This is a genomic window from Rhizobium sp. FKY42, assembly GCF_005222835.1.
Taxonomy (GTDB): domain Bacteria; phylum Pseudomonadota; class Alphaproteobacteria; order Rhizobiales; family Rhizobiaceae; genus Neorhizobium.
Genome location: NZ_STGA01000073.1, coordinates 73,704 through 87,726 on the forward strand (window position 1 = coordinate 73,704; position 14,023 = coordinate 87,726).

Sequence of the window (14,023 nt, forward strand, 5' to 3'; positions counted from 1 at the left end):
GTTTCTACGCCCCGGAACCGGCCCGTTACTTCCGGTTCCGCGGCCAGCCTATGCCCTCAAAGTTGTATCCGCAATTGCAAGATGTGGGGGATTTATTCCGTGGTTGCGCATGCAATCAAGCGCTTCTCGAGGGCCATTGGCCGGTTCGGGCATCGATCAGGAATTGCTGACCGTTAAACGGGCATCAACCGGTTTTGCGATACATCTTCCTAAGACAGCAGATACGCAGAAGGACTGAGAATGATCGGCTTCATCAACACGCATAACCAGCCCGTTTTCATCAATCCGGCGCAGGTGCTCTACGTGACCGTTTATGAAGCCGATGTGTCGATCATCGCTCTTGCCATGGCAGGTCAAAGCGGCAAACCGCTTTCGCTTTACGTTCGCGGCAGCGCCGATCATGTTCAGCGCCGCATTGCCGGACAATTTCACGAAGATGTCTGACCGGCTCAAGCGGTCAGACGCTCTCCCTCTGCCGTTGACCCTTTCGGTCCAGCGGAGAGATCGACAGCCGCAAAAGCAGTTGCGAGAAGCTCCGGATCAGCACCCGGCTTCGTCGCCTCCGAGGACAGGATCTGGCGGAAGCGTCGGACTCCTGCAAAGCCCTGGAATAGGCCCACCATATGCCGCGTGACATGGTGCAGACGCCCACCGGTGGCAATTACCTCGTCCGCATACGCCATCATGGTATCGCGCAGCGCCAGCCAGTCGAACTCCCGCTCCGGTTCGCCATAGATTGCCGCATCGACACCCGTCAGCAGTCCGGCATTCTGGTAGGCGGCCCGCCCCAGCATCACGCCATCCACGTGTTTAAGATGCTCGCCTGCCTGATTCAAATCCTGAATTCCGCCGTTTATGCCAATGAAAACATTCGGGTTTTCACGCATCATGGCATAAACGAGATCATAATCCAGCGGCGGGATCTCCCGGTTTTCCTTCGGGCTCAGGCCCTGCAGCCAGGCCTTGCGGGCGTGGATCCAGACGGCATCACTGCCCGCCGCAATCACCTTGGTGAGAAAATCCGGCAGCACTGCTTCCGGCTCCTGATCGTCAACCCCGATGCGGCATTTCACCGTCACCGGCAGGCTCGTCACCGCCTTCATCGCCGCCACGCAATCGGCCACGAGGTCCGGCGTCTTCATCAGGCAGGCGCCAAAGGTGCCACTCTGCACCCGGTCGGACGGACAGCCGACATTGAGATTGATCTCGTCGTAGGCAAAATCCGCCGCAATCTCCACCGCCTTCGCCAGCTTCGCCGGATCCGAACCGCCCAGTTGCAGCGTCACCGGGTGCTCCGCCACATGGTGCGACAGCAGCCGTTCCCGCGGCCCGTGAATGATCGCATCCGCGACCACCATCTCGGTAAACAACACCGCATGGCTCGACAATTGCCGGTGCAGATAACGGCAGTGCCGATCCGTCCAGTCGATCATCGGTGCAACGGCGAACAGCCTGTCGCGGTTCAGATACTTGTCTTTCAACATGGGAGAATTTTGGTTCCAGGTCTCTTGGGCGCGCTATCCTCTACCACAGGATGACGAGGGAATGAACCAGCTATTTCCGACACAATGTCACAGCAAAACAGAAGAGAATATTTGATAAGAATCAGTTTCATTTCGTCGTTACGTTGCATTAAATTCTGATACACTTGTAATAAAGCGGCTTTTCTACGCTCATTCGAAGTAACCGGATCACCCCATTGGCGTAAAAAAATGAGAGAAGCACGCGGGCCACCCTTATTTCAGCGATAATTCATACATTATTAAAATCTCTATCCGAGAATTGGCTCACTTGAGGGGGAATTGCTCACGTTTGGTCGGGGGACCGGAGTCACCTTCTTGGGACGAGCGAACACGGAGAAGGGTAATGTTCAATCTATATGGCACGGATGCAAAATCCGTCCTTGAAGCAGTTGGCAAATCGCAGGCAATCATCGAGTTCAAACTCGATGGCACAATCCTCACGGCAAACGAGAACTTCCTCAAAACCCTAGGCTATAACCTGAGTGAAATTGTTGGCCAGCATCACAGGATGTTTGTTGATCCGGCTGAAGTCAACACGCAAGAATACCGCGACTTCTGGGCGAAACTTGCACGAGGAGAATATGACCGCAGACAATACAAGCGGATAACCAAAAGCGGGCAGGAGATATGGATCGAAGCCTCCTACAACCCCGTCTTTCGCGGCGGCAAACCCTACAAAGTGGTCAAGTTCGCCACGGATATTACCGCTCAGAAGCTCAAGGTTGCCGAAGATTCCGGTAAGCTAGACGCAATTTCTCGCGCGCAGGCGGTTATTGAGTTTACTCCGACAGGCGAGATACTGACAGCCAACGAGAATTTCCTGAAGACACTTGGATACCAATCCTCCGAGCTGAACGGTCGCCATCACTCGATGTTTTGCGATCCCGGCTACACGCAAAGCGCTGAATACCAGCAGTTCTGGAAGAGGCTGGCGGGGGGTGAGTTCATAGCTGACGAATTCATGCGGCTTGGAAAGGGCGGAAAGAAGGTCTACATCCAAGCCTCCTACAACCCCATCTTCGATATGAATGGCAAGGTCTTCAAGGTGGTGAAGTTTGCCACGGACGTGACCGAGCGTGTCAATAACGTCGATCAACTGGCTGGCGCACTGCAGTCGCTCTCAGAAGGTGATCTGACGCGCACGATCGACAAACCCTTTCTGCAAGCTTTGGAACGTCTGCGGTCTGACTATAACGCGACCGCTTCGAAGCTTCGCCTTACTATGCAAACCATTCTGCAGAACGCAGGAGCCATCGCGGCCGCATCTCAGGAGATACAGACTGCTTCCAACGATCTGGCCAAGCGTACCGAACAGCAAGCCGCATCTGTCGAAGAGACCGCCGCGGCGCTGGAAGAGATCACCACAACGGTTGCGGATTCTAGTCATCGGGCTCAGGACGCCGGTCAACTCGTGCGGCGGACAAAGGAGAATGCAGAGTATTCCGGCAAGGTGGTCGGGCAAGCCGTCGAGGCTATGGGCAAAATTGAACAGTCCGCGGGCGAGATAGGCAACATCATCGGCGTGATTGACGAAATTGCCTTCCAGACCAATCTTCTCGCGTTGAACGCTGGCGTCGAGGCAGCAAGGGCCGGGGAAGCCGGCAAAGGTTTTGCCGTCGTGGCACAGGAAGTGCGCGAACTGGCACAACGCTCCGCAAAGGCTGCCAAGGAAATCAAGGCGCTCATCAACACGTCGAACGAACATGTCAAGAGCGGCGTTTCTCTCGTCGGCCATACTGGCAAGGCATTGCAGGAAATCGTCGGCCAGGTCGTCCAGGTCGATGATAATGTCGGCGCCATTGTCGAGGCCTCGCGCGAGCAGTCGACTGGCCTGAAGGAAATCAACATTGCTGTGAATACGATGGATCAGGGCACGCAGCAGAACGCGGCCATGGTGGAACAGACCTCTGCCGCCGCTCACAGCCTTGCACGGGAATCAGAACGCTTGTTTGAGCTGATTGGTCAGTTCAACATTGGAACGAGCGTGCCCGGCCAGCGGGCACAGGCACCGTCAAGCGGCTCCGTCGTCCGACCCATTGCTCCGGCGCCCCGGCAGGCCAGCGCAAGACCTAGTCCTGCGTTCCACGGCAATGCTGCCCTCAAGAACGATAGCTGGGAAGAATTCTGAGTGTATGAGTAACCTCGTTCATGGCGCCTTCATCAAAGTGGGCGCCATGAATTTTCGTTTTGCGGCCTCCCGACCTGAAGCATACAATCAGGCACCAACCACCGGCGCCAATGTTTTAGTCTGCATTGGTCATTTATACAGAACGACCAGCAGTCCGCGCACTGTTTCCGTACCTGCATTGGCGATGGCGTGCGCAACATCAGCTGGGTAGTGTGCGGTTTCGCCCGCCTTGATGACCACACTGACCTCGCCGCTTTGCACCTGGAAATCGCCATCCAGAGACGTGAAGTGCTCAAAGGTGCCAAGCGTATGCGGATCGCTTTCCAGCCTGCCTCCCGGCTGAATTTCCACTTCATACCATTCGGTCTGGCCCGCAAGTCTCGGTGGACCGAGTATCTTGAGCTGACAAAGCCCGTCAGCGCTTTGTATGCGCGGCGTGAGGGTTCCGGTGGTAATCTCAATTTGCACGGTTGATCGCTGAGAGGATGTCCCGCCGATCAGTTCGGCGACATCGATCTCCAGCGCCTGCGTGAGGCTCCAGACGACGGCGAAGGTGGGATTTGCCTCGCCCCGCTCTATCTGGCTGAGCATGGATTTAGAAACGCCCGAGCGCAGCGCGAGCTGCTCCAGCGTCAGCCCCTTTCGCTTGCGCTCCTTCTGTACGGCTGGGCCAATCTTGGGCGTTCGTTTCGACAAGGGCAATCCTCGCATATCTTGAACCAGAATTCCTTTATAACGGAATTCGTTCACGATCAAAAGCCTCGATGCACGTGGATAACTCTTGACGAACGATCCAATATAGTGAATTTTTCCGACATAACGGAATGGAGGATCCATGTCGCTCAAACTGGAAGATCACATCAGTCAGGTTCTCACGCAGATTGAAGCGGACGGCCTCTACAAGCGCGAACGCAACATCACCAGTCCGCAGAGCGGCTCAATCACCATTTCGGGCGCTGGTGGCGACCGTCGCGTGGTCAATCTCTGCGCCAACAACTATCTCGGGCTGGCTGACCACCCGGAAATCATTGCTGCGGCAAAGCAGGGGCTGGATGCATTCGGCTTTGGCATGGCGTCCGTCCGGTTCATCTGCGGCACGCAGACGCTCCACCGTGAGCTTGAGCAAACCATCGCCCGCTATCTGGGCAAGGACGATGCAATCCTGTTTGCCGCCTGTTTCGATGCCAATGGCGGTGTCTTCGAGCCGCTGCTCGAAGCCGAGGACGCGATCATTTCCGATAGCCTCAACCACGCCTCGATTATCGATGGCGTGCGTCTGTGCAAGGCCAAGCGCTTTCGCTTTACCAATGGCGACATGAACGAGCTGGAAGATCGCCTGAAAGAGGCGGATCTGGCAGGTTCACGTTTCAAGCTGATTGTCACCGACGGCGTGTTTTCCATGGATGGCTATATCGCCAACCTGCCCGCCATCTGCGAGCTTGCAGAACGCTACAACGCGCTTGTGATGGTGGATGATTGCCATGCCACCGGCCATCTGGGCGAAGCAGGACGTGGAACGCCTACCCTCACCGGCGTTGGTCAGAAAGTGGATATTCTGACCGGCACACTTGGCAAGAGCCTCGGCGGCGCCATGGGCGGCTATGTTGCCGCATCGCAACCTATCATCGATCTCTTGCGTCAGCGGGCCCGGCCCTATCTCTTCTCCAACAGCCTTGCGCCTGCCGTTGCCGCAGGTTCCATCAAGGCGATCGAGATTGCAGAGAAGGCCGATGATCGGCGGACAACGCTGGCAGCCCACACGAAGCGATTTCGCGAAGGGATGCAGGCCGCGGGCTTCGAGCTATTGCAGGGCGAAACCCCTATCATTCCCGTCATGCTGCATGAGGCACGACTGGCGCAGGACATGGCAAGGGCACTCGATGAACGGGGCGTCTTCGTGGCTGGCTTCTTCTTTCCCGTGGTGCCGAAAGGCAAGGCACGCATCCGCACGCAGATGTCTGCCGCTCTGACGACGGAAGACATCGATTTCGCCATCGCGGCCTTTAGCGATGCCGGCAAGACACTCGGCGTGATCTGACATTATCCGGGGAGATAGAACGTGAAAGCTCTTGTGAAAGCACAAGCTCAGCCAGGCCTCTGGATGGAAGACCGGCCGGTGCCAGAGATTGGACCTGACGATGTTCTGGTCAAGATCCGCAAGACCGGCATCTGCGGCACCGACATCCACATCTATGCTTGGGACGAGTGGGCACAGAGAACAGTGCCGGTGCCCATGGTGGTTGGACATGAATATGCCGGCGAGATTGCCGCGGTTGGCGCAAATGTCCGCAACCTCCAGATCGGGCAGCGCGTTTCGGGCGAAGGCCATGTCATCGGCATGAAAAGCCGTGCAGCACGCGGTGGACGTTATCACCTCGACCCGGAAACCAAGGGCATCGGCGTCAATATTCCCGGCGCTTTTGCCGAATATCTGGCACTGCCCGCCTTCAACGTCGTGCCGTTGCCCGACAGTGTGGATGATGAACTGGGTGCGATTCTCGATCCGCTCGGCAACGCCGTCCACACCGCCCTCTCCTTCGATCTCGTTGGCGAAGATGTGCTGATCACCGGCGCCGGACCGATCGGCATCATGGCCGCCGCCATTGCCCGCCATGTCGGCGCTCGCCACGTGGTAATCACCGATATCAACCCCACGCGCCTGGCACTCGCGGGTGAGGTGGCGGATGTGGTTCCGGTCGATGTGAGCAAGGAAGATCTGCACGACGTGAAAGCCCGCCTTGGCATGAAGGAAGGCTTTGATATCGGGCTGGAAATGAGCGGCGCTCCGCCCGCCTTCGCGCAGATGGTCGATCATCTCGTCATGGGTGGCAAGATTGCCATGCTGGGCATTCCGGCACGCCCTGCCCCCGTCGACTGGACCAACGTCGTCTTCAAGATGCTCACCATCAAGGGCATCTATGGCCGCGAAATGTTCGAAACCTGGCACAAGATGCTTGCAATGCTGGAAAGCGGGCTGGATGTACGCAAGGTCATCACGCACCGGATGTCTGCGAGCGAGTTCAAGACCGGCTTCGACATCATGCAGGGTGGAAACAGCGGCAAGATCGTTCTGGACTGGACGACCTGACGGCGAACCATCTCCTCTTTACTGATTGGTCGCGAAAGGTCAAACGCGTTCGCGACCGCATCCGGAGTTCGCCGGCGCAGGATTCTGCATGGATGCATGTAGAATCAATTTCAGATCTCTGAAAAATGTCCTAAGCAAAACAGCACTGTAAAAGGCATCGAGGAGAGAGACCATGACCAACGCGACCACAACCGTCATTCCGGCACCGCCGCTGACACTGCTACCGGTCAAGGGCTCCTCTGCCACCTTCCCAGTCCGCCGCGTTTATTGCGTTGGCCGCAACTATGCGGACCATGCTATCGAGATGGGCCACGATCCGTCCCGTGAGCCACCCTTCTTCTTCCAGAAGAACCCGCAAAACCTCGTGACGGACGGACATTTTCCCTATCCGTCCCTGTCGGAAGATGTTCACTTCGAAGTGGAACTCGTCATGGCGCTGAAGGCGGGCGGTGACAATATCGCGCTGTCGGACGCACTGGACTGCGTCTGGGGTTATGGAGTGGGAATCGACTTCACCCGTCGCGACCTGCAGGCTGCCATCAAGAAGGCGGGCCGCCCCTGGGAAGCGGCAAAGGCATTTGAAGCATCGGCTCCGGTGTCGGCGCTCGTTTCGGTCGAAACGACTGGTCACCCGCATACAGGTGCGATCTGGCTCGATGTGAATGGAGAGCGCAAACAGACCGGCGACATTGCACAGATGATCTGGAAGCTGCCGGAAATCATCGTTGAACTATCAAAGCTCTTTACGCTTGCACCCGGCGATATCATCATGACAGGAACCCCTGCAGGCGTCGGTCCGATCGTCAGGGGCGACCGCATCACCTGTGCCGCGGAAGGTGTGGCGGAACTTTCTCTGACCGTAATCTGATCGAAGTCTGGGAGGACGTTTGTCATGTCGATATATGCGCTGGGCGAATTCGAACCGAAGCTGCCTGTATCCGATCGTTACTGGATCGCTCCCGGCGCCCATGTCATGGGCAAAGTCAACCTCGCCGAAGATGTCGGCATCTGGTTCGGTGCCGTCCTGCGGGGCGATAATGAATGGATCACCATTGGCGCGCGCACCAACATTCAGGAAAACACCGTCATCCACACCGATTGGGGCTTTCCCACCACCATTGGTGATGACTGCACGATTGGGCATTCCGCCATCATCCACGGCTGCATCATCGGCAACAACTCGCTGGTCGGCATGGGTGCGACAATTCTGAACGGAGCGAAGATCGGCAACAATTGCCTGGTTGGTGCCAATGCCCTTGTGACCGAAGGCAAGGAATTTCCTGACAACTCGCTGATCGTCGGTTCACCGGCAAAAGCAATCCGCACTCTGGACGAGACTGCGGTTGAGAAGCTCAAACAATCTGCACTCAATTACAGTGAGAACTGGAAGCGTTTCGCAACCGAACTCAAGCAGATTTGAGCTGCCTATACCTTTAAATCATAAGAGAAAAATTTACTTTTCCCACGTAGTTTCGCAGCGAGCATAGGACCGCCGCTTGACGCGGACAGGTGGGAATCGATGATCGATACACGCTTTTTATCGGACGACAAACGTCCACTCAGAACGCTGGTGGATGAGGCCTTGGCCCATGCCCCGCGGAAAATGCTTTTTCCCAAAGAGCTCTCCGATTCCTACGGTGCCTATTCCGCTGAAATAAAGACGCGCAAGGCGCTTCCGGCCGCGGCGATATGCCTTGCGCTGTTCAATTTCGGGCTCATTCTGGACTACAAGTTTGCGCCTCACCTGATCTGGCAGTTCCTTGGGATACGCTTTCTGGCGAGCACGCTTCCCATTCTCTTCGTGGTCTGGATCAGCGGCCGCTTCCTCAGCCATACCGTGCGGGACTGGGTCATTGCAGCGGGCCTTGTTTGGGGCGCTGTCATGTTGAACGCGCTCGTTGCAATGCGCGGCGCAACGGCTGCCCATCTGGCCTTCAGCGTTGGTCTATATCTCATCGTCATCAACATCGTGTTCCATCTTGCGCCACGTGTGGCAACAACCCTGTCCTGCATTGTCTGCCTGACCACCGTTCTGTTGGCATGGAACCGGTTGGTGGTGATGGACGATCAGACCATTCTCGCCCTCACATTCCTGATCGCAGCGGCGATCATCACGCTGGTCGCCAACTTTCGCCATGACGCGACCATGCGTCACCTCTATCTGCTGATCCTGCGAGAGCAGATCCGGACACAGGATATGGAGCAAGCAAACCAGGAACTGAGTGCCATTTCCTACACGGATGCGCTGACCGGCGTTTCCAACCGTCGCCGCTTCGATATCGAGTTTGAACTTGCCTGCCAGAATGCGCGTGAACAGAAAGGCGTGCTGGGACTGCTGCTAATCGATGTGGACCACTTCAAACGCTACAACGACACCCATGGCCACCCGGCAGGAGACGCGTGCCTGAAGCAGGTGGCCGCCCGAATTTCAGATCAGATCCGCCGCGAACAGGATGTGATCGCCCGCATCGGCGGCGAGGAATTCGCAATTATCCTGCGGGAGACGAGTGTAGCGGGTGCGGATCGCGTGGCCTCGCGCATTCACACCGCACTGCGCGCCGAATGGCCACAAGGTCTGCCGCCGGTTACCGTCAGCATAGGTCTGGCCATCATGACCGGATCGTCCACCAGCACCATCATGCAAGCGGCGGACACCGCACTGTATGAGGCCAAGGAGCGCGGACGAAACCGGACGATAACCACCGCGCTTGCCGCCTGATCAACTGTTGCAGGCAGCGCAAAGCCCGCGGATTTCAATCGTGGTCTTCGAGGGCTTGAACCCCTTGCCGCGCGTCCAGGCGTTTAGCTGATCATCAACAACGTGATCATGGAACTCACTCACCTGTCCGCAACTCTCGCAGATCGCGAAGGCAACAGTCCCGTGTGAACAGCAGCTATGCTCCCGATGGGCGCAGGCCACGAAGGAGTTCAGGCTCTCAAGCCGATGTACCAGACCGAACTCCAGCAGCTTTTCCAGCGCACGGTACACCTGCAGCGGCGCCCGAAACCCATGATCCCGCAGCTTGTCGAGGATCGTATAGGCGCTGAGTGGTGCTTCTGATTTCGTGAGCACGTCCAGCACCAAAGTCTGGTTCTTGGTAAGATTGACCGCACTCATCGGCTTCCTCCGGAAATTGGATCACGAGATGTAGGCTGACCGGGACGCGGCAGCAGACTGACAACGAACAGGCACAGAGCTGCAACGACAATGGATGGCCCGGACGGCGTATCCTGATAAAGCGAACCGAACAGCCCAAGCACCACGGACACGGCACCAAAGAGCGACGCCAGAACAGCCATCCGCTCAGGGCTTCCCGCAAACTGGCGCGCTGTTGCAGCCGGTATGATCAGGAGCGCCGTGATCAGCATGATCCCGACGATCTTCATCGCAATTGCGATCACCAGAGCCATCAGAAGCATAAAACAAAGGCGCGCGCGTTCAGGCTTCAGCCCCTCCGCCTCAGCCAGTTCATGGCTCACGGTGGATGCAATCAAGGGCCGCCACAGAAAGACAAGGCTGAGGAGAACAAATATCCCGCCGCCCCATATCAAACCGATATCCAGCCAGCTGACGGCCAGAATATCGCCGAACAGGTAGCCCATCAGATCGATCCGCACCCAGCTCATGAAGGCGACAAGCACGAGGCCAATGGCGAGAGTCGAGTGTGATAGGATGCCAAGCAAAGAATCCGCTGAAAGCGCATGCACCCTCTGCAACAAAAGTAGCAGAAGAGAGACAGCAACAGCAACGGCGAATACGCTGATCAGTAGATTGGCTTCCAGCAACAGCGAGAGTGCCACGCCGAGAAGCGCCGAATGCGCCATCGTATCGCCGAAATATGCCATGCGCCGCCACACGACGAGGCACCCCAGAGGTCCAGTCGTCAGCGCGAGGCCCACTCCCGCAAGAAGCGCGCGAATGAAGAAATCATCAAGCATGGCGCTCCCCCGTCAGACCGGGCAGATGGACGTGATCGTGGTCGTGGCTATGGCTGCGTCTATGCTCATGACTGTGATGATGATCATGGCCATCGTGATGATGTCCATCCTCGGGATGGCAGTGGTCGGTGATGCTACCATCCCGGTGTTGTACGCGCCCATCGGGCAGATGTGTATGGTCATGTTGGTGATTATAGAATGCAATCCCAGGGCGCGACGCGCCAAACAGTCGACGATAGTCCTCGCTCTGGCTGACGGCAGCAGGCGTTCCGCGACAACAAACATGTCCATTCAAGCATACGACCGTATCCGTGGCTGCCATCACCACATGCAGATCATGCGAAATCATGAGGATACCGCAGCCGGTCTTGTCTCTTATCTCGCCAATCAGCTGGTAAAGTGCCGTCTCGCCGGCGAAATCCACACCCTGGACGGGCTCATCCAGAACCAGCAAGTCAGGATCTCGAGCAATCGCACGTGCAAGAAGCGCACGCTGGAATTCGCCGCCGGACAGGTGCTGCACTTCTGCCTTCATAAGATGCGGGATAGAAACCGCTTCAAGCGATGCCGCAAGCTTTTGGGCATCAAGGGGCCCCGTCAGGTTCATCAGTCGCTCGACGGTCAGAGGCATCGTTCGGTCAACAGCAAGTTTTTGCGGTACATAACCGACACGCAGTGCCGCACCGCGGGTCACCTGCCCTTCATCCGGCTTCAGCACGCCAATCGCCAGCTTGGCGGTCGTGGATTTGCCCGCTCCGTTGGGGCCGATCAATGTGACGATCTCGCCTATACGAAGCGTGAGATCGATGCCACGCACGAGCCACCGCCCTTGTCGGCGGATGCCCGCATTCGACATGGTCACAAGAATTCGATCAGCGGTGCCCGGCTCAGCCAGCATGAAAAATCCTGTTCTGGAGTTGCCCTCTGCTATCGCACACGTTATAGGGTAACACAATTCATGTAATAACATTACGTGATGTATTCAAGGAGCCCGACATGAAGACTTCCCACGCCGCCCTCTTCGCAACCGCTTCGGTGTTCGCAGCAGGTAGCGCTACAGCGGCACCGGAGGTCGTGGTTTCCGTCAAGCCAATCCATTCACTCGTCGCGGCGGTGATGGAGGGCGTGGCAGTGCCTAAACTGATCGTCGAAGGCGCAGCCTCTCCGCACACATTCACCATGAAGCCATCCCATGCGCGTTCGCTTGAAAAGGCGGACGTTATTTTCTGGGTCGGAGAAAATCTCGAAACCTTCCTGGAGAAACCGCTGGATGCACTCGGCAAGAAGGCAACGGTCGTCGCGCTGTCGGAAGCTCCAGGCATCGAAGCGTTGAAGCTACGCGAGGGCGGTACATTCGAAAGCCATGATCATTCAGACGAAGGTCACGATGATCATGCCGGTCATGATCACGCCAAGCACGACCATGGCAAACACGATCATGCGCAACAGGCCGGGCATGACGACCACGATCATGAAGGCTTCGACATGCATCTCTGGCTCGATCCCTCGAATGCGAAGGCTATGGTGAAAGAGATTCAAGCGCGCTTGATCAAGGCCGATCCCGAACATGTGGCCATTTACAATCGCAACGCTTCCGACCTTCAGAAAAAGATCGATGCGATGGACCAGGAGATTGCGTCCGCGCTTGCTCCTGTGAAATCCAGGCCGCTCGTCGTCTTCCACGACGCATATCAATATTTCGAGCACCACTACGGCATCAATGTCGTCGGCTCGATCACTGTCAGCCCCGAAACCGCACCTGGCGCGGAACGGCTGAGCGAGATTCATAAGAAACTCGCTTCATTGAATGCCGTGTGCGTGTTTGCCGAACCGCAGTTTCAGCCAAAGCTCATTGATGTTGTGACTGCCGGTACGAAGGCAAAGAGCGGTACGCTGGACCCCGAAGGCGCAACGCTGAAGGAAGGGCCGGAGCTCTATTTCACGCTGATGCGCAGCATCTCAAAATCCTTGACCGATTGCCTGGGTAAGGACGCCTGATCCAGCAATTGGCACATGTAGAGGGCGCAGGCAGATGCGCCCTTTCTTAGCTCTTTGTGTGTAATGTTATAACAAATGGGTGCCTGACATGGACCAGAGACTTCCTGTTACAGTGCTTTCCGGCTTTCTGGGCGCGGGCAAGACGACGCTGCTCAATCATATTCTTGCCAATCGAGATGGCCTGCGCGTTGCGCTGATCGTCAACGATATGAGCGAGGTCAATATCGACGCCAGTCTTGTGCGCGAAGGAGAAGCAAACCTTTCGCGTACAGAGGAACAACTGGTGGAAATGACCAATGGCTGCATCTGTTGCACGCTCCGCGACGACCTTCTGACGGAGGTGCGTCAGCTGGCTGAACAAAAGCGTTTTGACTACCTGCTGATTGAATCGACCGGTATTGCCGAGCCGCTTCCGGTCGCCGCCACATTTGAGTTCCGCGATGAAGAGGGCAACAGCCTTTCGGATGTCGCACGGCTGGACACCATGGTGACAGTGGTCGACGCGGCAAATCTGCTTAAAGATTATGGCTCATCAGATTTTCTCGCAGACCGCGGTGAAACGGCGGGCGATGGCGACAACCGCACGCTGGTGGACCTGCTGGTAGAGCAGATCGAGTTTGCCGATGTGGTGATCCTCAACAAGGTTTCGGCCGCGACGCCGGACGAGGTGGATGCAGCCCGCAAGATCATCAGCGGGCTAAACCCTGTTGCAAAAATCATCGAAACCGACTTCGGCAAGGTCGAGCCAAAGCAGATACTGGGGACGGGTCTGTTCGAATTCGGTAAGGCCGAGACCCATCCGCTCTGGTTCAAGGAGCTGCACGGTTTCAAGGATCATGTGCCGGAAACGGAAGAATATGGCATCCGCTCATTCGTCTACCGCCAGCGCCGCCCTTTTGATCCGGAAAAGCTGCACCGCTTCATCAGCAAGTCGTGGCCGGGGGTTATTCGCGCCAAGGGCTTCTTCTGGCTGGCGACAAGGCCTTACCATGTGGGTGAGCTTTCGCAGGCAGGTGCGATTATCAGAACGCAGAAACTTGGCCTGTGGTGGGATGCAGTGCCGCGGGAGCAATGGCCGCAGGACAATGGTTTCCGCGATGGCCTCGCCCGTTACCTCGATCCGGTCTGGGGTGATCGCCGGCAGGAACTGGTGTTCATTGGTGCCGACCCCATGGACGAAGCCTGGATCCGCGCCGAACTGGACGCCTGCCTGCTGAAGGACAAGAGCTTCCAGCCAGACCGCTGGCGTGATCTGCCAGACCCCTTTGCAAGCTGGTCTCCCAAAGCGGCCTGAAAACGAGCGAGCCCGGCAAAATAGCCGGGCTCGCTGCATGATACGATAGGTGA

14 protein-coding genes are annotated in these 14,023 nt (G+C 57.0%); 9 read left to right on the plus strand and 5 right to left on the minus strand.

Annotation, left to right across the window (positions count from 1 at the left end):
• Positions 1-240: 240 nt before the first annotated feature.
• Positions 241-444 (plus strand): hypothetical protein, encoded by a 204-nt coding sequence (locus E8M78_RS22030; protein ID WP_246658438.1) that lies wholly within the window; start codon positions 241-243, stop codon positions 442-444.
• Positions 445-449: 5 nt separating this feature from the next.
• Here E8M78_RS22030 and dusA read toward each other — a convergent pair whose 3' ends face one another.
• Positions 450-1,484: a tRNA dihydrouridine(20/20a) synthase DusA gene (gene dusA / locus E8M78_RS22035; RefSeq protein WP_137137081.1), complete on the minus strand. Its 1,035-nt coding sequence runs from the start codon at positions 1,482-1,484 to the stop codon at positions 450-452.
• Between the two features lie 382 nt (positions 1,485-1,866).
• Between dusA and E8M78_RS22040 the strand changes: the two genes are divergently transcribed.
• The gene (locus E8M78_RS22040) at positions 1,867-3,651 is read left to right on the plus strand and encodes a PAS domain-containing methyl-accepting chemotaxis protein (RefSeq protein WP_137137082.1); all 1,785 of its coding nucleotides are present in this window, start codon (positions 1,867-1,869) and stop codon (positions 3,649-3,651) included.
• A 129-nt stretch (positions 3,652-3,780) separates the two neighbouring features.
• Here E8M78_RS22040 and E8M78_RS22045 read toward each other — a convergent pair whose 3' ends face one another.
• Positions 3,781-4,347 carry an XRE family transcriptional regulator gene (locus E8M78_RS22045; protein WP_205910286.1) on the minus strand — a complete coding sequence of 189 codons (567 nt, stop codon included), beginning with the start codon at positions 4,345-4,347 and terminating at the stop codon, positions 3,781-3,783.
• Between the two features lie 139 nt (positions 4,348-4,486).
• Between E8M78_RS22045 and E8M78_RS22050 the strand changes: the two genes are divergently transcribed.
• From E8M78_RS22050 to E8M78_RS22070, 5 genes are all read left to right on the plus strand, one after another.
• Entirely contained in the window at positions 4,487-5,689 is a 1,203-nt protein-coding gene (locus E8M78_RS22050) for a glycine C-acetyltransferase (RefSeq protein WP_137137083.1), read from the plus strand.
• Between the two features lie 21 nt (positions 5,690-5,710).
• Positions 5,711-6,739 (plus strand): L-threonine 3-dehydrogenase, encoded by a 1,029-nt coding sequence (tdh, locus tag E8M78_RS22055; RefSeq protein WP_137137084.1) that lies wholly within the window; start codon positions 5,711-5,713, stop codon positions 6,737-6,739.
• 172 nt (positions 6,740-6,911) lie between these two features.
• Positions 6,912-7,607 (plus strand): fumarylacetoacetate hydrolase family protein, encoded by a 696-nt coding sequence (locus E8M78_RS22060; RefSeq protein WP_137137085.1) that lies wholly within the window; start codon positions 6,912-6,914, stop codon positions 7,605-7,607.
• 24 nt (positions 7,608-7,631) lie between these two features.
• Positions 7,632-8,159 carry a gamma carbonic anhydrase family protein gene (locus E8M78_RS22065; RefSeq protein WP_137137086.1) on the plus strand — a complete coding sequence of 176 codons (528 nt, stop codon included), beginning with the start codon at positions 7,632-7,634 and terminating at the stop codon, positions 8,157-8,159.
• A gap of 99 nt (positions 8,160-8,258) precedes the next feature.
• Complete coding sequence (locus E8M78_RS22070; RefSeq protein WP_137137087.1) at positions 8,259-9,458, plus strand: sensor domain-containing diguanylate cyclase; 1,200 nt, start codon at positions 8,259-8,261, stop codon at positions 9,456-9,458.
• On the opposite strand, the gene E8M78_RS22075 is transcribed toward E8M78_RS22070, so the two are convergent.
• From E8M78_RS22075 to E8M78_RS22085, 3 genes are read right to left on the minus strand one after another with little or no spacing between them, the layout of a single operon-like run.
• Complete coding sequence (locus tag E8M78_RS22075) at positions 9,459-9,857, minus strand: Fur family transcriptional regulator (RefSeq protein WP_137137088.1); 399 nt, start codon at positions 9,855-9,857, stop codon at positions 9,459-9,461. It abuts the gene before it with no gap.
• Positions 9,854-10,678, minus strand: coding sequence for an iron chelate uptake ABC transporter family permease subunit (locus tag E8M78_RS22080; RefSeq protein ID WP_137137089.1), 825 nt, complete (start codon positions 10,676-10,678; stop codon positions 9,854-9,856). Before E8M78_RS22080 ends, E8M78_RS22075 begins: the two co-directional genes overlap by 4 nt.
• Entirely contained in the window at positions 10,671-11,576 is a 906-nt protein-coding gene (locus E8M78_RS22085) for a metal ABC transporter ATP-binding protein (RefSeq protein WP_246658439.1), read from the minus strand. The genes E8M78_RS22080 and E8M78_RS22085 overlap by 8 nt, the downstream gene beginning before the upstream one ends.
• A 98-nt stretch (positions 11,577-11,674) precedes the next feature.
• On the opposite strand from E8M78_RS22085, the gene znuA reads away from it, so the two are divergent.
• The gene (gene znuA, locus E8M78_RS22090) at positions 11,675-12,676 is read left to right on the plus strand and encodes a zinc ABC transporter substrate-binding protein ZnuA (protein ID WP_137137091.1); all 1,002 of its coding nucleotides are present in this window, start codon (positions 11,675-11,677) and stop codon (positions 12,674-12,676) included.
• Between the two features lie 88 nt (positions 12,677-12,764).
• Positions 12,765-13,970, plus strand: coding sequence for a zinc metallochaperone GTPase ZigA (gene zigA, locus E8M78_RS22095; RefSeq protein ID WP_137137092.1), 1,206 nt, complete (start codon positions 12,765-12,767; stop codon positions 13,968-13,970).
• The last annotated feature ends 53 nt before the right edge of the window (positions 13,971-14,023 follow it).

Bases quoted from the DNA above. Each gene is read 5' to 3' on its own strand.
- E8M78_RS22030 (WP_246658438.1), top strand. From the start codon at position 241: ATGATCGGCTTCATCAACACGCATAACCAGCCCGTTTTCATCAATCCG.
- dusA (WP_137137081.1), bottom strand. From the start codon at position 1,484: ATGTTGAAAGACAAGTATCTGAACCGCGACAGGCTGTTCGCCGTTGCA.
- E8M78_RS22040 (WP_137137082.1), top strand. From the start codon at position 1,867: ATGTTCAATCTATATGGCACGGATGCAAAATCCGTCCTTGAAGCAGTT.
- E8M78_RS22050 (WP_137137083.1), top strand. From the start codon at position 4,487: ATGTCGCTCAAACTGGAAGATCACATCAGTCAGGTTCTCACGCAGATT.
- E8M78_RS22060 (WP_137137085.1), top strand. From the start codon at position 6,912: ATGACCAACGCGACCACAACCGTCATTCCGGCACCGCCGCTGACACTG.
- E8M78_RS22065 (WP_137137086.1), top strand. From the start codon at position 7,632: ATGTCGATATATGCGCTGGGCGAATTCGAACCGAAGCTGCCTGTATCC.
- E8M78_RS22070 (WP_137137087.1), top strand. From the start codon at position 8,259: ATGATCGATACACGCTTTTTATCGGACGACAAACGTCCACTCAGAACG.
- E8M78_RS22075 (WP_137137088.1), bottom strand. From the start codon at position 9,857: ATGAGTGCGGTCAATCTTACCAAGAACCAGACTTTGGTGCTGGACGTG.
- E8M78_RS22080 (WP_137137089.1), bottom strand. From the start codon at position 10,678: ATGCTTGATGATTTCTTCATTCGCGCGCTTCTTGCGGGAGTGGGCCTC.
- E8M78_RS22085 (WP_246658439.1), bottom strand. From the start codon at position 11,576: ATGCTGGCTGAGCCGGGCACCGCTGATCGAATTCTTGTGACCATGTCG.
- znuA (WP_137137091.1), top strand. From the start codon at position 11,675: ATGAAGACTTCCCACGCCGCCCTCTTCGCAACCGCTTCGGTGTTCGCA.
- zigA (WP_137137092.1), top strand. From the start codon at position 12,765: ATGGACCAGAGACTTCCTGTTACAGTGCTTTCCGGCTTTCTGGGCGCG.